Source organism: Stenotrophomonas bentonitica (genome assembly GCF_002887735.1).
Classification (GTDB): Bacteria; Pseudomonadota; Gammaproteobacteria; order Xanthomonadales; family Xanthomonadaceae; genus Stenotrophomonas; species Stenotrophomonas bentonitica_A.
Genome location: NZ_PKQP01000001.1, coordinates 392,039 through 411,002, shown reverse-complemented (window position 1 = coordinate 411,002; position 18,964 = coordinate 392,039). Strand labels below are relative to the sequence as shown.

Annotated in this window: 12 protein-coding genes; 4 read left to right on the top strand and 8 right to left on the bottom strand. The window is 63.6% G+C overall.

All coding sequences use genetic code 11. The features are described 5' to 3' along the window. Positions 1-70 precede the first annotated feature (70 nt). From C0R07_RS01855 to C0R07_RS01845, 3 genes are all read right to left on the bottom strand, one after another. The gene (locus C0R07_RS01855; RefSeq protein WP_102788257.1) at positions 71-2,884 is read right to left on the bottom strand and encodes a TonB-dependent receptor plug domain-containing protein; all 2,814 of its coding nucleotides are present in this window, start codon (positions 2,882-2,884) and stop codon (positions 71-73) included. A 408-nt stretch (positions 2,885-3,292) separates the two neighbouring features. Beyond that, positions 3,293-6,100 carry a TonB-dependent receptor domain-containing protein gene (locus C0R07_RS01850; RefSeq protein WP_026069695.1) on the bottom strand — a complete coding sequence of 936 codons (2,808 nt, stop codon included), beginning with the start codon at positions 6,098-6,100 and terminating at the stop codon, positions 3,293-3,295. Between the two features lie 421 nt (positions 6,101-6,521). Next, positions 6,522-9,323: a TonB-dependent receptor domain-containing protein gene (locus C0R07_RS01845; RefSeq protein ID WP_046273250.1), complete on the bottom strand. Its 2,802-nt coding sequence runs from the start codon at positions 9,321-9,323 to the stop codon at positions 6,522-6,524. Positions 9,324-9,527: 204 nt separating this feature from the next. Here C0R07_RS01845 and apbC point away from each other — a divergent pair, with 204 nt between their 5' ends. Then, positions 9,528-10,385 carry an iron-sulfur cluster carrier protein ApbC gene (apbC, locus tag C0R07_RS01840; protein WP_070425608.1) on the top strand — a complete coding sequence of 286 codons (858 nt, stop codon included), beginning with the start codon at positions 9,528-9,530 and terminating at the stop codon, positions 10,383-10,385. A gap of 75 nt (positions 10,386-10,460) precedes the next feature. Here the strand turns inward: apbC and C0R07_RS01835 are convergent, their stop codons facing one another. Further along, entirely contained in the window at positions 10,461-13,502 is a 3,042-nt protein-coding gene (locus C0R07_RS01835) for a TonB-dependent receptor (RefSeq protein ID WP_102788069.1), read from the bottom strand. 272 nt (positions 13,503-13,774) lie between these two features. On the opposite strand from C0R07_RS01835, the gene dcd reads away from it, so the two are divergent. After that, positions 13,775-14,347 carry a dCTP deaminase gene (gene dcd, locus C0R07_RS01830; RefSeq protein ID WP_019182646.1) on the top strand — a complete coding sequence of 191 codons (573 nt, stop codon included), beginning with the start codon at positions 13,775-13,777 and terminating at the stop codon, positions 14,345-14,347. Between the two features lie 257 nt (positions 14,348-14,604). Here dcd and C0R07_RS19860 read toward each other — a convergent pair whose 3' ends face one another. From C0R07_RS19860 to C0R07_RS01820, 3 genes are read right to left on the bottom strand one after another with little or no spacing between them, the layout of a single operon-like run. Beyond that, the gene (locus C0R07_RS19860) at positions 14,605-14,769 is read right to left on the bottom strand and encodes a LiaI-LiaF-like domain-containing protein (RefSeq protein ID WP_167390309.1); all 165 of its coding nucleotides are present in this window, start codon (positions 14,767-14,769) and stop codon (positions 14,605-14,607) included. Positions 14,770-14,784: 15 nt separating this feature from the next. Next, positions 14,785-15,207: an HIT domain-containing protein gene (locus C0R07_RS01825; RefSeq protein WP_019182648.1), complete on the bottom strand. Its 423-nt coding sequence runs from the start codon at positions 15,205-15,207 to the stop codon at positions 14,785-14,787. Further along, positions 15,204-15,881: a dienelactone hydrolase family protein gene (locus tag C0R07_RS01820; RefSeq protein WP_102788068.1), complete on the bottom strand. Its 678-nt coding sequence runs from the start codon at positions 15,879-15,881 to the stop codon at positions 15,204-15,206. The genes C0R07_RS01825 and C0R07_RS01820 overlap by 4 nt, the downstream gene beginning before the upstream one ends. 203 nt (positions 15,882-16,084) lie before the next feature. Here C0R07_RS01820 and rimO point away from each other — a divergent pair, with 203 nt between their 5' ends. Together rimO and C0R07_RS01810 are read left to right on the top strand one after the other, a co-directional pair. Next, entirely contained in the window at positions 16,085-17,449 is a 1,365-nt protein-coding gene (rimO, locus tag C0R07_RS01815) for a 30S ribosomal protein S12 methylthiotransferase RimO (protein WP_070470951.1), read from the top strand. Continuing rightward, on the top strand, positions 17,446-18,279 hold the full coding sequence (locus C0R07_RS01810) for a DUF3025 domain-containing protein (protein ID WP_390330732.1): 834 nt from the start codon (positions 17,446-17,448) through the stop codon (positions 18,277-18,279). Before rimO ends, C0R07_RS01810 begins: the two co-directional genes overlap by 4 nt. Before the next feature lie 139 nt (positions 18,280-18,418). On the opposite strand, the gene greB is transcribed toward C0R07_RS01810, so the two are convergent. Next, the gene (gene greB, locus C0R07_RS01805; protein WP_019182651.1) at positions 18,419-18,922 is read right to left on the bottom strand and encodes a transcription elongation factor GreB; all 504 of its coding nucleotides are present in this window, start codon (positions 18,920-18,922) and stop codon (positions 18,419-18,421) included. Positions 18,923-18,964 lie beyond the last annotated feature (42 nt).

Below are 18,964 nucleotides of genomic sequence, written 5' to 3'. Positions count from 1 at the left end.
CCCGGCCGGCAGCGGGCAAGGAAAAGCCCCGCCTTGCGGCGGGGCCTGGGGGTGTCATCCCGGGTTCGGCTCAGTTGGTCTTGGTGCCGAAATCGTACTTGGCCTGCACATACACCGCCCGACCGTACGGGTTGTAGATGCTGCTGTTGTACGGCGAGGCGATGTTGCCTGCGTAGCTGTGGGCCTGGCCGTCGGGCATCTTGTTGAAGACGTTGTTGACCATCAGCGACAGGGTCAGGTTGTCCAGCGCCCGGTAGTTCACACTGAGGTTGTAGGTGGTGTACGAGCCCCACTTGCCGGCTTTGTAACCGGACGGGTGGACGTAGTCGAAGCTCTCGCCCAGGTAGGACATGTAGTTCGGCGTCTTGCCGATGTAGTTGAAGTACAGCGTGGTGGTCCAGCGGTCCTTGGCCCAGCCCACCGAACCATCGGTACGGACCTTGGCATAGGCGTCGTAGTACCACATCGCATACGGGTCGCGCAGCAGATCCAGATAGTCGTCGCCCGGCTGCGGCTGCAGCTCGCGCTTGAGGATGTTGGTGTAGTTGCTGGCGAACTGCAGCGAGCCGAAGCGGCCGATGTCCTGCACGTACTTGAAGCTGGCCGTCAGGGCCTGCAGGTTCTGGCGCGCGACGTTGAGCTTGGGCGTGAAGATCTGCTCGATGTTGCCGGCCGCATCGCGGGTGATCCAGTCGGCGACGTTCTCGCAGCTTGCCGAGGTCGGGTTGCCCTGGCCATTGCGGCAGTAGTACTCCGCGCGCAGCAGCTGGTCCGAGCTCAGGGTGTCGACTTCGTTGTCGATCTTCCAGTTGTAGTAGTCGACCGAGACCGAGAGGTTGTTCATCGGCGCCCAGACCACGCCGGCGTTCCAGACATCGGCGGTGATCGGTTCCAGCTCCGTGTTGCCCGCCTGCACGCCGAACACCGACTCATTGCCGTACGGGCAGGCGAGGGTGTCGGCCGGGGCGTAGCCGAGCTGGCCGCAACGGTAGTAGTCGACCGCGCCGTTGGCGTAATACCCGCTCTCGCCCTGGAAGGCGTCGGGCAGGGTCGGCGCACGGAACGCGGTGCCGTACTTGCCACGGAACAGCAGGCTTTCGATCGGACGGAACTCCACGCCGACGCTGTAGGTGGCCTTGTCGACGGTGTTGTCGGCGATCTTGTAGGCGTCGTAGCGACCCGAGCCGGTCACGGTGAGCGAGTCGATCAGCGGCAGGCGCAGTTCGGAGGTCACCGCGTAGTTGCTGCGATGGCCATTACCGGCCACCGAGGTGGTGCCCCACACGCTGCCGTCCATCAAGCGCTCATCCGGACGGTAGTCCCAGCCTTCGCTGCCGGCTTCGGCGACCACGGCAAAGCCTGCATCGCCACCGGGCAGGGTGAACAGCGAGCCGTTGGTGAGCTGGAAGCGGCCCAGGTTCTGCCAGGTCTTGCTCTGGTTGTAGGTGTAGCCGGTGAAGGTCTGGAAATCGCCGGCTGGCAGCTGCGAATAGAACGCGCCCCAGTTCGGGCTGTAGATGTGGTAGCCGTCATCGGTGGTGCCCAGCACCGGGCCGAGCACGCGGTTCTCGAAGTAGCTGTCGATGTCATCGGCCCAGCGTACGAAGCCGCGCTCGGTCAGCTTGTATTCGCCGCGGCTGAAGCTGGCGCTGTAATCCCAGTTGCCGAACGTGCCACGCCCGCCCAGGGTGACCTGGTAGGCCTTGTTGCGGTCGGTGTTGAGGATGTCCTTGTAGCCGTTCGGCCCGATGTCCTCAGGCGCGAACGCGCGCTGCAGGTTCATGTACTGATCGGTGTCCTGGTCATAGAACGCGCCGAAGCTCAGGTCGCTGCCCCAGAACGTATACCCCGAACCCGGCGTGTACTTGACCTCTTCCAGGCTGTACAGCGCATCGGCGAACAGGGTGAAGTTGTCGTTCACATCGAACGTCATCGAGCTGTAGAACTGGCTGCTCTCCTTGTCGTTCTTCAGCGTGCGGTAGCCGGCGCCGTAGGCCGAGCCGCAGGACTCGCCGGCCGCGCGCGTGCCCAGCACGGTGGTGCCGCCGAACTGACCGGCGACGCTGGCGCAACGGGTCGGGTCCATCATCACGAACGCGTTGTTGTCGGCGGGCAGATAGACCAGGAAATCGTTGGCGGGCACCTGCGCGCTGTAGCCGACGCGGTTGTTGGTGCGGGTCAGGTCGCGCTGGTAGCCCCAGATCGGGTTGCTCTTTTCGTACTGCACGTTGACCAGTGCATTGAAGCGGTCATCGGCGCTGTTGAAGCCCCTGGCGCCGCTGACGCGGATGTTGTTGCCGCCGCCTTCGGTGGTGGCGCCGCCGCGGACATTGAGCACGCCGCCATCCATGCGCTCCTTGAGGATGATGTTGACCACGCCGGCGATGGCGTCAGAGCCGTACAGCGAGGACTGGCCGCCGGGCAGGATCTCGATGCGCTCGACGATGTCGATCGGAATGCCGCTGAGGTTGTTGAACGCGTCGCTGCCGTTGTACAGCGCCGGGTACTGCAGCATCGGCCGGCCGTTGATCAGGTATTTGGTGTAGCCCGGGTCCAGGCCGAACATGCCGGCCGCTTCGGCACCCTGGGTGAAGGAGGCGGCGGTCTGGCCGCCCTGCAGGCCGCCGGTGGTCAGCGAAGATTGCTGCAGCACCTCGGAGATACTGGTGAAGCCGCGGGTCTGGATGTCCTCGGCGGTGACGGTCAGCACCGGTGTGTGGTTCTCGATCTCGGTCTGCGGGATCAAGGACCCGGTGACGGTGACGCGGTCGAGATTGGTGGCGGCGTTGTCCTGTGCGAAGACGGTGGCGCTGGTGAGCAGCAGGCCGGTGAGGACGGCGGCGGCAAGCGGATGACGCGAGATCGAATTACCTTGGCGAGACATGTGCAACCCCATGTAGTGGTGATGTCGTGGCTTTCCCTTCCATGGGACCTCTTGATTGCGTGCAACAACGATCCGGTATCAGGCCTGCATGGCCGTCCTTGGGTGTTTCATTCTGCGTTCAGTCGGTACCGGCGTGCCGCGAACGTAACACGCGCTTAACGTGAAATACGCTGAATGGCCGCGGGCTGTCTGCGGCGAAGGCGAGGCGTTATGGAAATATCTTCAAAAACAATGCGCTGGATGAACATTAAACTTTATTCATATTGCGCCGCGGGCTGACTGCTGAACAGGGCCGTGATTAACAAGTGGGATGAAACCGGTAATCCCATTCCGAATGTGCGATGCCGCATGAAAAAAGCCCCGCCTTTCGGCGGGGCTTTCTGGTGTCAGTGCTGAGTGGCTATCGTGTTACTTCCCGCCAAATTCATACTTGGCCTGCACATACACGGCCCGGCCGTAGATGTTGTAGAAGTAATTGTTGTAAGGCGTACCGGAGGTGCCCGGGTAGTTGCTCGCCTGGTTGTCGGGCATCTTGTTGAACACATTGTTGACCATGACCGAGAAGGTCATGTTCTCCGCTGCCCGGTAGTTCACGCTCAGGTTGTAGGTGGTGTACGAACCCCACTTGCCAGCCTTGGCGCCCGAGGGGTGCACGTAGTCATAGCCGTTGCCGGCGTAAGCCAGGTAGTTCGGGGTCTTGCCGACATAGTTGAAGTACAGCGTGGTGGTCCACTTGTCCAAGGCCCAGGCCAGCGAGCCATCGGCGCGCACCTTGGCGTAGGAGTCGTAGATCCACATGTTGTACGGATCGCGCAGCAGGTCCAGGTATTCATCGCCCGGCTGCGGCTGCAGCTCGCGCTTGATCATGTTGGTGTAGTTGGTGGAGAACTGCAGTGCACCGAAACGACCCAGTTCCTGCACGTACTTGGCACTGGCGGTGATGGCTTGCAGGTTCTGGCTGGCCACGTTCATCTTCGGGGTGTAGATCTCGTCCAGAACGCCGGACGCATCACGGGTGATCCACTCGTTGACATTGTCGCAGCTGGCCGAGGTGTTGTTGACCAGGCCGTTGCGGCAGTAGTACTCGGCCAGCAGCAGCTGGTCCGAGCTCAGCGTGTCGACTTCGTTCTTGATCTTCCAGTTGTAGTAATCGACCGAGAAGGACAGGTTGCTCAACGGTGCCCAGACCACGCCGGCATTCCACACATCGGCGGTGATCGGTTCCAGGTCCGGGTTGCCGGCACGCTGGCCGAACACCGAGACGCTGTCATAGGCGCAGCCGGTGGTATCGGTCGGCGCATAGCCGAGCTGGCCGCAGCGGTAGTAGTCGGTGGAGCCGTTGGCGTAGTAGCCGCTCAGGCCCTGGAACGCATCGGACAGGCTGGGCGCGCGGAACGCGGTGCCGTACTTGCCGCGGAACAGCAGGCTCTCGATCGGACGGAACTCGACGCCGACACTGTAGGTTGCCTTGTCGACGGTGCTGTCACCGATCTTGAAGGCGTCATAGCGGCCCGAACCGGTGACGGTCAGCGAGTCGAGCAGCGGCAGGCGCAGCTCGGAGGTCAGCGAGTAGTTGCTGCGATGGCCTGCACCGGCGACCGCGGTGGTGCCCCATACGCTGCCGTCCATCAGGCGCTCGTCCGGGGTGTAATCCCAGCCTTCGCTGCCGGCTTCGGCAACGACGGCGAAACCGGCATCACCGCCGGGCAGCGAGAACAGCGTGCCGTTGGTGAGCTGGAAACGGCCCAGGTTCTGCCACGTGCGGCTCTGGCTCTCCGTGTAACCGGTGAAGGTGGCGAAGTCGCCGGCCGGGATCGGCGCATAGAAGGCGTCCCAGTTCGGCGCGAACACTGCGTAGCCGCTGCGGGTGCCCAACTGCGGGCCCAGTACGTGCTCTTCGAAGTAGTTGTTGATCGGATCGGCCCAGCGCACGAAATTGCGCTCGGTCAGCTTGTACTCGCCGCGGGTGAAGCTGGCGCTGTAATCCCAGTTGCCCAGCGTGCCGCGGCCCCCCAGGGTCACCTGGTAAGCCTTGTTGCGGTCGGTGTTGAGGATGTCCTTGTAGCCGTTGGCGCTGATGTCTTCCGGGGCGAACGCGCGCTGCAGGTTCATCCACTGGCCGCTGGTCTGGTCCCAGAAGCGACCGTAACCGGAGGCCGTGCCCCACCAGGTGTAGTTGGAGCCGGTGGCGTACTTCACGTCCTCATAGCTGTACAGCACGTCGCCGAACAGCTGCAGGCTGTCACTGGCATCGAAGGTGAACGAGCTGTAGACCTGCGCGCTGTCCTTGCCGTTCTTGACGGTCTTGTAGCCCGGGCTGTAGATCGAGCCGCAGGACTGGCCGGCCGCACGCGTGCCGAGCACGGTGGTACCACCGAACTGGCCGGCGACGTTGGCGCACAGGTTCGGATCCATCATCAGGTAGGCGTTGCCGGCCGCCGGATTGACGACCAGGAAGTCATTGGTCGGCACCTGGGCGGTGTAGCCTTTGCCATTGGTCGTCTTGGTGACGTCGCGCTGGTAGCCCCAGATCGGATTGCTCGACTCGAACTGGGCATTGACCAGCACGTTGAGGCGATCGTCGGCGCTGTTGAAGCCGGTCGCGCCGCTGACGCGGAAGGTGCTGCCGCCGCCTTCGGTGTAGGTGCCGCCGCGCACGTTGAGCACGCTGCCGTCCATCCGCTCTTTCAGGATGATGTTGACCACGCCGGCGATCGCATCCGAGCCGTACAGGGAGGACTGGCCACCGGGCAGGATCTCGATGCGCTCGACGATGTCGATCGGGATGCCGCTGATGTTGTTGAACGTATCGCCGCCGTTGTACAGGGCGGGGTAGGACAGCATGGGCCGGCCGTTGATCAGGTACTTGGTGTAGCTCGGGCTCAGGCCGAACATGCCGGCCGCTTCAGCGCCCTGGGTGAACGAGGCGGAGGTCTGGCCGCCCTGCAGGCCGCCGGTGGTCAGCGAGGACTGCTGCAGCACATCGGCCACGCTGGTGAAGCCGCGGGTCTGGATGTCTTCGGCGGTGATGGTCACCACCGGGGTATGGGTTTCAATCTCGGTCTGCGGGATCAGCGAACCGGTGACGGTGACCTTGTCCAGGTTGGTGGTACCGGTGTCTTGGGCAAAGGCGGTGACGGCGCTGGTCAGCAGCATGCCGGTCAGTACGGCGGCGGTCAGCGGGTGGCGAGACAGAGTGGAGCTGTGGCGAGACATGGGCATCCCCGAGTGCGGTGTCGACGTGGGTAGGGCCGTCCATGGAAGCGATTACATCTGCGTGTGAAGCTTTCCGTGCTTCGTCATCGAACGTAACACGGGCTTAACGAGGCTTACACAGCTCAGTCACATAGCCATCAGCCATAAGGCCGGAGGTTCGATAAAAAGTACTTGAAAATCAGCCATGTATGAAAATGTAACAATTTGTAACAACGGAGTGGATGACGCAGTGCTGAATGGTGGCGGTTGAAGGCGATTACTGTTTCGGCGGTCGTCGTCTCGGTTTCGCTTCCTCTTTCGCGCCGGTGGCGGCGCGGGTGACGTGGCAGCCCCACAAACGCGAAACGCCCCTTTCGGGGCGTTCCGGATGGCGAACCGGCAGGGCAGGGCCCTGCACGGTCGCCGGTGTGGCCTGCGGCGGTTACTTGCCGAAGTCGTACTTGGCCTGGACGTACACGGCACGGCCGTACGCGTTGTACAGGCCGGTGTTGTACGGCGCACCCGAGGTGCCCAGGTAGCTGTAAGCCTGGCCGTCGGGCATCTTGTTGAACACGTTGTTGACCATCACCGACAGCGTCAGGTCATCCTGGGCGCGATAGTTCACGCTCAGGTTGTACGTGGTGTACGAGCCCCACTTGCCTGCCGCCTTGCCCGATGCCGGGTGGACATAGTCATAGCCGTTGATGCCGGCCAGATAGTTCGGGGTCTTGCCGATGTAGTTCGCGTACAGCGTGGTGGTGAACTTGTCGACCGACCAGCCCACGGAGGCATCGCTGCGGACCTTGGCGAAGTTGTCGTAGTTCCACATCGCGATCGGGTTGCCCAGCAGATCCTGGAACTCCTCACCCGGCTGCGACTGCACTTCACGCTTGAGCATGTTGGTGTAGTTGGCCGAGAACTGCAGCGAGCCGAAGCGGCCGATGTCCTGCAGATACTTGAAGCCGACCGTCACGGCCTGCAGGTTCTGGCGAGCCACGTTCATCTTCGGGGTGTACAGGCTGCTCAGGTTGCCGGCGGCGTCGCGCACGACCCAGTCGGCCACGTTCTGGCAGCTGGCCGAAGAGCCGTTGGGCAGGCCGTTGCGGCAGTAGTACTCGGCCAGCAGAAGCTGGTCGGTGCTGGCCGTATCGACTTCGTTCTCGATCTTCCAGTTGTAGTAGTCGGCCGAGATGGAGAGGTTCGCCATCGGTGCCCAGACCACGCCTGCATTCCAGACATCGGCCGTGATCGGCTCCAGGTCCGGGTTGCCGGCGCGCTCGGAGTACACCGAGACGTTGTCGTGGTAACGGCAGTCGGCGGTGTTGCCCGGTGCATAGCCCAGGGTGCCGCAACGGTAGTAGTCGGTCGAGTTGGCCGCGTAGTACCCGCTCTTGCCCTGGAAGGCATCGGACAGGGTCGGTGCGCGGAACGCAGTGCCGTACTTGCCGCGGAACAGCAGGCTGTCGATCGGGCGGTATTCCAGGCCCAGGCTGTAGGTAGCCTTGTCGACGGTGTTGTCGGCGATCTTGAACGCGTCATAGCGACCCGAAGCGGTCACCGTGACCTGCTCCAGCACCGGCATGCGCAGTTCGGAGGTCACCGCATAATTGCTGCGGTGGCCATTGCCAGCCACGGCCGAGGAGCCCCACACCTGGCCGTCCAGCAGGCGCTGGTCGGGGGAGTAGTCCCAGCCTTCGCTGCCACCTTCAACCACCACGGCGAAGCCGGCATCGCCGCCCGGCAGCGAGAACAGCGAGCCGTTGGTGATCTGCACGCGGCCCAGGTTCTGCCAGGTACGGCTGCGGTTGGTCGCGTAGCCGGTGAAGCTGGCGAAATCTTCCGGCGAGATCGGCGAGTAGAACGCGTCGTAGTTCGGGTTGTAGATGCCCCAGCCGTCGGCCGTGGTGCCCAGCTGCGGGCCCAGCACGTGTTCGGCGAAGTAGTTGTTGATCGGGTCCTTCCAACGCATGAACTTGTTTTCGGTGAGCTTGTACTCACCGCGGGTGAAGCTGGCGCTGTAGTCCCAGTTGCCGGCCATGCCCTTCGCGCCCAGGGTCACCTGGTAGGAGCGGCTCTCGTCACTGTTGAGGACGTCGTTGTAGCCCTGGCCACCGATGTCTTCCGGGGCGAACGCGCGCTGCAGGTTCACCACCTTGCCCGAGGACTGGTCGTAGAAGCCGCCCATGCCGCTCTTGGTGCCCCACCACAGGTAGCTCGAGCCGGAGGTGTACTCGGTCTTTTCCTTGCTGTACAGCACGTCGGCGAACAGCTGCAGGTTGTCGTTGACGTCGAAGGTCATCGCCGAATAGAACTGGCCGCTGTCCTTGCCGTTCTTGAGCGTCTTGTAGCCGGCGCCGAAGTAGGTGCCGCACGACTGGCCGGTCGGGCGGGTGCCCAGCACGGTGGTGCCACCGAACTGGCTGGCCACGTTGGCGCAGTTGTTCGGGTCCATCATGTACAGGCGGTTGGTATCGGCGTCGATGACGGCGAAATCGTTGCTCGGCAGCTGCGCGGTGTAGCCGTTGGCATTGGTGGTGCGGGTCAGGTCGCGCTGGTAGCCCCAGATCGGGTTGCTCGACTCGATCTGCACGTTGACCAGTGCGTTGAAGCGGTCATCGAACGCGCTGAAACCGTGCGCGCCGCTGAAGCGAACGCTGTTGCCGCCACCTTCGGTGTAGGTGCCGCCGCGCACGGAGATGCTGCCACCGTCCATGCGTTCCTTGAGGATGATGTTGACCACGCCGGCGATGGCGTCCGAACCGTACAGCGACGACTGGCCGCCCGGCAGGACTTCAATGCGCTCGACGATGTCGATCGGAATGCCGCTGATGTTGTTGAACGTATCGCCGCCGTTGTACAGCGCCGGATACGACATCATCGGACGGCCGTTGATCAGGTACTTGGTGTAACCCGGGTTCAGGCCGAACATGCCCGAGGCTTCCGCGCCCTGGGTGAAGGACGCCGAGGTCTGGCCGCCCTGGAGGCCGCCGGTGGTCAGCGAGGACTGCTGGAGGACTTCGGCCACGCTGGTGAAGCCGCGGGTCTGGATGTCCTGCGCGGTGATGGACATCACCGGCGTCTGGGTTTCGATATCGGTCTGCGGAATCAGCGAGCCGGTGACGGTGACTTTGTCCAGCGTCGTGGCTTTATCCTGTGCCATGGCCGGAGCGGCTGCGGTGGCGATCAGGGCGGAGAACAGTGCAGCGGCGAGCGTGTTGCGACGTGCGGTGGTGCTGTAATTCATTGATAGTCCATAGAACAAAACAGAAAGCACTGACGCCAATGATTCCCTCCCGGAACGCGCGGAAAACGCTCAACGTAGTGCGTTTCGACCGTAACATGAACTTAACGAAAATTGCATGGTTTCGTAGCAATCGGGATTTTCAGTCAGGTGCAGTCAAGGTTGTATAGTGTTGCGTCCAATTGTTGTGTTCCCGGAGTGCCCGCAGTGAGTGCCAGCCAAGTGCGTCGTCCCCACGCCAGCCAAGTGCAGAAGGGGTTGTCGCCGCATCCGCGCGTGCGCAACGTGATCGCAGTCGGGTCGGGCAAGGGCGGGGTCGGCAAGTCCACCACCGCGGTCAACCTGGCTGTCGCACTTGCCGCGCTCGGCGCGCGCGTGGGCCTGCTGGATGCCGATATCTACGGCCCCAGCGTGCCCGCCATGCTCGGTCTGAGTGGCCGTCCGGAAAGCCCGGACAACAAGTCGATCGAGCCGATGCGCGCGTTCGGGGTGGAGACCATGTCGATCGGTTACCTGATCGAGGACGAGACGCCGATGATCTGGCGCGGGCCGATGGCCACCTCGGCGATGACGCAGTTCTTCAATGACACGCTGTGGGACGACCTGGATTACCTGCTGATCGATCTGCCGCCGGGCACCGGCGACATCCAGCTCACCCTGACCCAGAAGATTCCGCTGGCCGGCGCGGTGATCGTCACCACGCCGCAGGACATCGCCACGCTGGACGCGAAAAAGGCGCTGAAGATGTTCGAGAAGGTGGAGGTGCCGGTGCTGGGCATCGTCGAGAACATGGCCGTGCATACCTGCAGCAACTGCGGTCAGGTCGAGCACCTGTTCGGCGAGGGCGGTGGCGAGCGCATGGCCGCCCAGTACGGGGTGCCGCTGCTGGGGTCGCTGCCGCTGGAGATCGGCATCCGCGAGCAGGGCGATGCCGGTACGCCGATCACTGCTGCCGCGCCGGCGTCTTCTGCGGCCCAGGCCTACCTGCGCGCGGCCGAGCGGTTGATCGAGGAAGTGGCCAAGCGGCCGCGGGCAGCCATCCCGATCCTGTCCTCGTTGCTGTAAGGCTTTTGTTCCCTGCAGAAAAAACCGCCGGCACGAGGCCGGCGGTCAAGAGAGAAAGCAACGCGGGTTTTCGACTTACCAGTCGTACTGCACCTGGAACCGGACATAGCGCGGATCGTTGAAGTACTTCGGCGTGTTGTAGTTGTAGTAGGTCCGGATGGTCGGTGCCGAGCTCGGGCGGCCGTACTGGGTTTCGTACACCTGGACCGGCTTGATGTTGTTGAAGGCGTTGATCACCGAGACCTGCATGCTCAGCCCTTCCAGCCAGTTGGGCGTGTAGGTGATGTTCGGGCTGACGGTGAACTGCCACGGCGTGCGGCCAGCGCTGCCCACCTTGGAGATCTCGTCGGTACCCTGTTCGCAGGTGTGGAACACGCCGGTATAACCGTACTCGGTGTCGAAGCTGCCCCAGCCGCCACCGAGGCAGCTTTTCGGTGCGCCGGACTGGGCCAGCACGTTGACGCCGACCGACCACTCGTCGGTGAACTTGAAGCCGCCGAAGAGTTTGAAGCTGTGGCGGTGGTCGTTGAACAGGTAGCCGTCGGCGCCGTACATGATCTCGGCAAAGTCGAAGTCCGAGGTCGTGCCGGTGTCATCCTGGCCGTTGGTGCTCTTGACCAGACCTTCGTAGTTGCCCTCCAGCTTGGACCAGGTGTAGGAGAGGCTGGCGTACCAGCGCTCGGTCTGCTTGTCCGCGCTCAGGGTGACGGCCTTGTAGGTGCGCTTGGCCTTCGGGCCCAGCGTATCGCCCGGCACATTGATCTCTTCCACCGTGCCATCGCCGTCGACATCCAGGGTGACGTTCAAGTCGCTACCCGGGTTGTAGATCCAGCAGCCCGGCAGGCCTTCCGGCACGGTCCACGGGTCGGACCAGTTGGACAGGTCATAGCCGGCGGCAACCGCTGCGTTGTAGAGCGAACGCGAATCGCAGGTGTCATCGATCGCATTGTTGATGCGACGGTAGGTGGCCTTGATGCCCACGGTCCAGTCGTTGAAGAAGTCGACCGACGAATTGATCTGCTGCTGGTAGCCCAGGATGACTTCGTCCTGGGTGTACGGCTTCAGGCCCCGCGACGCGACCGCGCGCGGATCAGGCGTAGCACCGCTTTCGCCGTTGATCACTGCGTCATACGCGCCGTCCTCGAAACTGCCGGTGACGATCGGCGAGCCGTTCGGATTGATGCCGCTGTAGGTGAAATACTCGTCCAGATAGTACGAGGCACTGGCCGCGCGCAGCGCGACGTTGGCTGCGATCGGCAGCGAGTACCGGCCAACCGAGGCGAACAGCTTGCTGCGACCGTCGCCCAGGATATCCCAGGAGAAGCCTGTACGCGGCTGCCAGATGTCATCCTGCTTGACGAAGGAGATGCCGTCCGAGTTCTTGTTGTCGAACGAGTCATTGCGGATGCCCGCATACAGCATCAAGTTCGGTGTGATCTGCCAGTTGTCCTGCAGGTACCACGACTGCTGCTTGATCTCGATGGAGCCACCGTTGCGGAAGTTCACCCGCTCGGCATAGTCATCTTCCAGATACCACAAGGCCCCGCCGGAGTAGGACGTGCCCTGCACCGAGGTCCATTTCTCGTCGCTGTAGCCGAAGCCGATCTTGTGGTCGCCCAGCTGCCAGTCGAGATCCAGGCGGGTGCCTTTGCGCTCGTTGCGGCCGCCGAAGATGCCGACGGTGCTGGCCACGGCGCAGCCGATCTGGCGGCCGGTCCCGCCGGTCTCGGACCGGTAGTCCAGAACGTAGGGGCAGCTGCCCTGCGGGCTGTTGATGTCGCCGTCGTAGGTGCTCATCACACCGTCGGGGCTGATCGTGTGCTCCGAGCTGCGGTTGCGCATCTGGCCGTACTGCAGCGATGCAGTCAGGTTGTCGGTCAGGTAGCTGGTCCACTTGAAGACGTCGGTCTGGCCGCCGGACTTGCCGATCAGCGCGCCGAGGGCGCTGGTCTTGGCCGGTTCGCCACCACTGCTGGGATCATCATAGGCAGCGTTGTAGTAGTCGTAATTGTAGCGGCGGCTGTTGTCGAAACCGGTGTACTCGAGGTGGTTGCTGTCGTTGAGGTACCAGTCCAGCTTCAACAGCCAGTACGGGGTCTTGGACTCATAGTCGTAGGCCGACGTGGACAATGCGGTAGCGGAGGGCGGACGGCCATTGGTGGTGTACTGCGAGCCGCGGTTGCCGTAATTGCCGGTCTTGGAGTTGCTGAACTGGCCCATCGCAAACACGAACAGCTTGTCTTCGATCAGCGGGCCGCCGGCCCAGACGCTGTAGACGTTGGAGCTGCTGCTGTTGCGATCATAGGAACGGAAGAGCGAGCCATCGTCGTAGTACGTATCGGGCGCGCTCTCGCGAAGCGAATCCGGGGCGCCGGTCCAGCTGAAGCCACCCTTCCATTCGTTGGTGCCGCGCTTGATGTTGACGCTGGTCACGCCGCCGGTGGAGAAGCCGTACTGCGCGCCGTAACCGCCGGTCTGCACGTCCAGCTGGTCGATGGCCTGGTAGGGGATCTCGGAGAACGACAGGCTGTCGTACAGATTGGTGACGTTGAAGCCGTTGACGTAGTAGCTGTTCTCTGCGGCCGAGGCGCCGCCGAACGATGCCGGGCCGAAATATCCACTTGATGCAACGGTCCCGGGGGTGAGCAGCGAAACGCTCGTGATATCGCGTCCCACGGGGAGGGAATTGAGCTGGTCGGCGGTAAAGGTGGTGCGCGATTCCACGCTGCCGAGATCGATGGAATTGGCCGCGCCGAGCGCGCGCACATTGACCGTGTCGAGGGAGGTGGCGCCGCTGGATGCCGAGGCGAAGCTGGCAGTGGTCGACTGGCCGGCGACGACATTGACGCGCGTGGTGTTCACCGCACTGCCGCCACTGAAGGTGGTGACCTCATAAGTGCCGATGGGCAACTGCGAGAAGCTGAAGCGGCCGTCGGTTCCGACGGTGACTTCGCGGGTGGCACCGGAGGCCAGGCTCTTGACCTGAACCTTCTCCGCCGTAGCGCTGCCGTTGATGTTGCCGGAGGTGCTTTGTGCGAAAGAGGTGCCGATGCATGCGCTCAACATCAAGGCGAGTGCGGTACGGGCGAACTTGCGTCCATGGATGGTGTGTTTCATCAGATTCCTTTGCGTGATGCTTTACGGTGGCTGAATATTCCTACCTGAATCGAGTGTTCAGGCTTAATGGAACCATAATGAACAGTTCTTCGCGGCGCAACCATTCTGTAAAAATGAGATAATTAAAGGTTGTATGTCTCACTTTAGAGTGAGAGTGGTTAGGCTGATTCGAGCCTTTCCCGGTCACGCTGAAGCGCGTAGGCGAGCATCACAGGTCGCTGTAGAATCGCTGGCCCGGGCGTCTGTCCAATTGTTCCCAGCCAGGATCGAACATGAGCATCAAGAGTGACCGCTGGATCCGTCAGATGGCCGAGCAGCACGGCATGATCGAGCCGTTCGAAGCTGGCCAGGTCAAGCAGGCCAACGGCCAGCGCATCGTCAGCTACGGCACCTCCAGCTACGGCTACGACGTCCGTTGCTCGCGCGAGTTCAAGGTGTTCACCAACATCAACTCCACCATCGTGGACCCGAAGCACTTCGATCCGGGCAGCTTCGTGGACATCGTGGGTGATGAGTGCATCATCCCGCCCAACAGCTTCGCGCTGGCGCGCACCGTGGAGTACTTCCGCATCCCGCGCGATACGCTCGTGGTGTGCCTGGGCAAAAGCACCTACGCGCGCTGCGGCATCATCGTCAACGTGACCCCGCTGGAGCCGGAGTGGGAAGGGCATGTGACCCTGGAATTCAGCAACACCACGCCGCTGCCGGCGCGCATCTATGCCAACGAAGGCGTGGCCCAGATGCTGTTCTTCCAGGCCGACAAGGACGATATCTGCGAGACGTCCTACAAGGACCGCGGTGGCAAGTACCAGGGCCAGACCGGCGTGACCCTGCCGCGGACCTGATGATCACGCCGGTGGCGCGGCGCACCTGATCGATCCCCGGGCGTGCTGCCGCGTCCGCGCCTGGTGGAGCCGACCGTTGGTCGGCTGCTTCTGCGGTTACCGTTACCCATCAAGGGGCGACCACAAAAAAAGCGCGGAGTACTCCGCGCTTTTTTTGTGGCTTGGTCCGACGTGCGGCGTGGTGACCAAAAGCAGCGGACCCAAAAGCAGCGGGCCGAAAAGCAGCGGACCGAAAAGCAGCGGACCAACGGTCCGCTCTACTTGCGGCCGAACAGCAGGCCGATGCCAACCGCCACCAGCACGACCGGCCACCAGGTGAGGATCAGCTTTCCCATGTTCATGTTGGTCCAGCCCAGATTGCTGGCCAGCAGGAACAGGCCGACAAGGATCAGGACGATGGCGGCGACAAGGTTGGAACGCATCAGGGGCAGGGTCCGCTAGGGCTGGGGCGAATATCCTAGCCGTTCCTTCCAGAGTGCGACACGCTCGGCCAGCACCTCCGGGTCAAAACGGTGTGCCTGCCCCTGGCCCCAGACCGGACCCGGCCATGCCGGATCGCCGACATGGCGCCCGATCACATGGAAATGCAGCTGGCGCACGATGTTGCCCAGCGAGCCGATGTTGATCTTCTCGACCCCATCGGTGCCCTTGAGCGCCTTGCACGCCCGGTTCAACTCGGTCCGCAGCTTGTCCTGCTGCTCGCCATCCAGGTCGATCCATTCGGTCACGCCACTCAGGCGTGGGACCAGGATCAGCCAGGGATACCTTTCATCGTTCATCAATCGCACTTGCGATAACGGCCCTTCTGCTACCAGTACGCTGTCGGTGGCCAGGCGTGAATCCAGTTCGAACTCGCTCATCCAAGATGCTCCGCAAAGAAGTCCAGGGTGCGTTCCAGCGCCAGGTGGGCGCTGTCTGGATCATACGCATGTCCGACGCTGCGGTTGAAGGCATGATCGGCCGGGTAGACGAACGTGGCCATCTGCGGCAGCTTCTCGCGGTGGGCCTTGATCGCTTCAGGCGGGATGCTCTTGTCCTGGGCGCCGAAGTGGAACATGACCGGCGCCTTGGGCGCTTCGTCCAGGTACTTCACATTGCGGGCGCCGTAATAGCTGACCGAGGGTAGGCCCAGGCGCAGCGCGGAGAGCAGGGCGATGCTGCCGCCCCAGCAGTAGCCCACCGTGCCGACCTTGCCAGCCGGTGCCAGCCGCGACGCGGCGGCCCGGACGATCTCCAGCGCTTTTTCCACCCCGAGTTCGTCCACCATCTGCAGGCCGGCGGCCACGCCTTCACTGTCATAAGGCAGTTCCGGCGGTTCGGTCCCGTCCGGGGCCGAATCGGCCAGGTCGAAGAACGAGGGGGCCAGCACCGCATAGCCCTTGGCGGCATAGTCGTCGGCCACCGCGCGGATGTGCGGGTTGGCGCCGAAAATCTCCTGGATCACCACCAGGCCCCCGCGCGGTTTGCCTGCCGGCGTTGCCTGCCAGGCGCGGACCGGTCCGTAATGCGTATCGAGCGTGATCCACTCACCCATGGTGCGAGACTCCGTTGGTTCAGGCATTCATTATCGGCCCCGCGCGGGTTAGCGTGATGTCAGCGGGCATGCGGTATCTGGCGGGATCGACCCGATCCGGTTCAGGGGCGCGGGCTGAACGCCGGTATACTTGCCGCCGTTTCCGGCCCCAGGTCCCCACGCCATTCCGGCATGGGCCCAGGCCCCCAGAGTCCTTGCGATCCATGTCCCAGCTGAACCCCAAAGTCGGCTTCGTCAGCCTTGGCTGCCCGAAGGCCCTTGTCGATTCCGAGCGCATCCTGACCCAGCTGCGGTCCGAGGGCTACGACATCGTTCCCTCTTATGACTCGGCCGACGTGGTGGTGGTCAACACCTGCGGCTTCATCGATTCGGCCGTGACCGAGTCGCTGGATGCGATCGGCGAGGCGATGAACGCCAACGGCAAGGTGATCGTCACCGGTTGCCTGGGCAAACGCCCGGAGCAGATCCGCGAGGCCTACCCGAACGTGCTGGCGGTGTCCGGTCCGCAGGACTACATGAGCGTGATGGAGGCCGTGCACGCCGCGCTGCCGCCCAAGCACGATCCCTTTGTGGATCTGGTGCCCGATTACGGCATCAAGCTGACCCCGCGCCATTACGCGTACCTGAAGATTTCCGAAGGCTGCAACCACAAGTGCAGCTTCTGCATCATCCCCTCGATGCGCGGCAAGCTGGTCTCGCGCCCGGTGGATGAGGTGCTGCGCGAAGCTGAGCGGCTGGTGCGTGGTGGCGTCAAGGAACTGCTGGTGGTGTCCCAGGACACCTCGGCCTATGGCGTGGACGTGAAGTACGCCGAGCGCATGTGGCGCGACAAGGCCTACCAGACCCGCCTGAAGGCGCTGTGCGAAGGCCTCTCCGAGCTGGATGCGTGGACCCGCATGCATTACGTCTACCCGTACCCGCACGTGGACGAGATCGTGCCGCTGATGGCCGAGAACCGGATCCTGCCGTACCTGGATATCCCGTTCCAGCATGCCAGCCCGCGCATCCTCAAGCTGATGAAGCGCCCGGGCGCGGTCGACAAGACGCTCGAGCGCGTGCAGCGCTGGCGCCAGCTGTGCCCGGACATCACGGTGCGCTCGACCTTCATCGTCGGCTTCCCCGGCGAGACCGATGCCGAGTTCGAGGAGCTGCTGAGCTTCCTGGACGAGGCGCAGCTGGACCGCGTCGGTGCGTTCGCTTACTCGCCGGTCACCGGCGCGACCGCCAACGATCTGCCCGGTGCGGTGCCCGAAGAAGTGAAGCAGGAGCGCCTGGCCCGCTTCATGGAGCGCCAGGCGGAGATTTCCGCCGCGCGCCTGGAAGCCAAGATCGGCACCCTGCAGCAGTGCCTGGTCGATGCCATCGAAGACGGCATCGCGGTGGCCCGTTCCAAGGCCGATGCACCGGAGATCGACGGTCTGGTGCATATCCAGAACGCGGAAGAAGCCAAGCTGCGCGTGGGTCAGTTCGTCGATGTTGAGATCACCGAGAGCGACGACCACGATCTGTTCGGTGACGCGATCCTCGCCGCCGAAGCGCGCAAGCCGTTCGATCTGCACGTGCTGTGATCGTATCGGCGTCGGCTGCCGATACTGGCGGTCGACGCCGCTTCATCGCACCACCGCGCAACGCGGTGGATGCGGCCTGCTTCGCACAGCCGATCTATGCCGGGCTGCGCGACTTCCAGGATCTGATGGGCGCGCCCGACTGGCCCACCATCGCTGCGCTCGACGCGCGCCTCGCGTTGCCGGACAAGCATCTGGCCGAGCAGGACGAGGCGTTGCTGGCCGACGGCCTGCATTATGAAGCGCGCATCGCCGGGCGCGGCCGGATCGCCACGCGTGCGGACAACTGGCATGACTTGTTCAACGCCCTGATCTGGGCGCGTTACCCTGCCATCAAGCGCGCGCTCAACCAGCAGCAATGCCGGCACATCGCGGCGATGGCGCCGGGGCAACGCAACCGTGCGCAGGCGGCACTGACCCAGTTCGACGAGACAGGCGTGATCGTGCGGGTGCGCGACCCTGCGCTGCTGGGCGCATGGGACCGGCACGACTGGCCGGCGCTGTTCGTGGACGGAGCAGGGCACTGGCGCAACGGTGATATCGCCGTCGCGGCGGTGATCGGGCATGCGCTGCTGGAGCAGGCCCTGCTGCCGGACCGCCTGCTGGTCGGCAAGTGCGTGCTGGTACAGGGCGATGACGATGCCAGTGCGGTCGCGGCGGTGGCGCAGGCCATCGCGGACGGAGAGCGGCTTGGTGATCCGTTGGAGCTGCGTCCGTTGCCGTTGGCGGGGATTCCCGGGTGGCACGCGCGGCAGGCGGCGACCTTCTATGCGCGGGCCGACTACTTCCGCCCGTTGCGCCCGGGGCGCGTGTATCCCGCTGCGCTGGGGTGATTCGGCGGCTGCAGTGATGACATGCATCTGGTAGCACGCCGGTGGCAATGCCGTGCGCAATTCGCGCATGGCGTGGCGCTACTGCCGCTGGTTTCCAACATCCCCGGTAGATCCACGCCACGCGTCGATGCACTTGCCGTCAGCCGGGATACGCCACCGACAGGATCGCAAACCCATGGCGGCCACTGGGCAGTTCCACTTCGAACTCATCGTCCACGCGCTTCTTCAGCAATGCGCGGGCCAGGGGCGAATCGATGCTGATCCAGCCGGCACCGGCGTCGGTCTCGTCCGGGCCGACGATGCGATACACATGGATGTCGCCCGAATCGACGTTCTCCAGCTCGACCGTCGCGCCGAAGAACACGGCGTTCGGATCGGTCGGCGCCGTATCGACGATGCGCAGCGCCTCCAGTCGCTTGGTCAGGTAACGCACGCGCCGGTCGATCTCGCCCAGCTGCTTCTTGCGGTAGGTGTACTCGGCATTCTCGGAGCGGTCGCCTTCCGCGGCGGCTGCGGCCAGGGCCTTCACTACCTCCGGGCGCTTGTGCCGCCACAGTTCATCCAGTTCGGTCTTCAGCCGCTGGTGGCCCTGTGCGGTGATCAGGGCCGTGCTTTTTTCCGCGGGGGGACGCCAACGCGACATCAGGTCTGCTTGTGCTCGTCAAAAGGTGCCGCGCCATGCGGC

Bases quoted from the DNA above. Each gene is read 5' to 3' on its own strand.
- greB (WP_019182651.1), bottom strand. From the start codon at position 18,922: ATGTCGCGTTGGCGTCCCCCCGCGGAAAAAAGCACGGCCCTGATCACC.
- rimO (WP_070470951.1), top strand. From the start codon at position 16,085: ATGTCCCAGCTGAACCCCAAAGTCGGCTTCGTCAGCCTTGGCTGCCCG.
- C0R07_RS01850 (WP_026069695.1), bottom strand. From the start codon at position 6,100: ATGTCTCGCCACAGCTCCACTCTGTCTCGCCACCCGCTGACCGCCGCC.
- C0R07_RS01835 (WP_102788069.1), bottom strand. From the start codon at position 13,502: ATGAAACACACCATCCATGGACGCAAGTTCGCCCGTACCGCACTCGCC.
- C0R07_RS01825 (WP_019182648.1), bottom strand. From the start codon at position 15,207: ATGAGCGAGTTCGAACTGGATTCACGCCTGGCCACCGACAGCGTACTG.
- C0R07_RS01855 (WP_102788257.1), bottom strand. From the start codon at position 2,884: ATGTCTCGCCAAGGTAATTCGATCTCGCGTCATCCGCTTGCCGCCGCC.
- C0R07_RS19860 (WP_167390309.1), bottom strand. From the start codon at position 14,769: ATGCGTTCCAACCTTGTCGCCGCCATCGTCCTGATCCTTGTCGGCCTG.
- C0R07_RS01820 (WP_102788068.1), bottom strand. From the start codon at position 15,881: ATGGGTGAGTGGATCACGCTCGATACGCATTACGGACCGGTCCGCGCC.
- C0R07_RS01845 (WP_046273250.1), bottom strand. From the start codon at position 9,323: ATGAATTACAGCACCACCGCACGTCGCAACACGCTCGCCGCTGCACTG.
- dcd (WP_019182646.1), top strand. From the start codon at position 13,775: ATGAGCATCAAGAGTGACCGCTGGATCCGTCAGATGGCCGAGCAGCAC.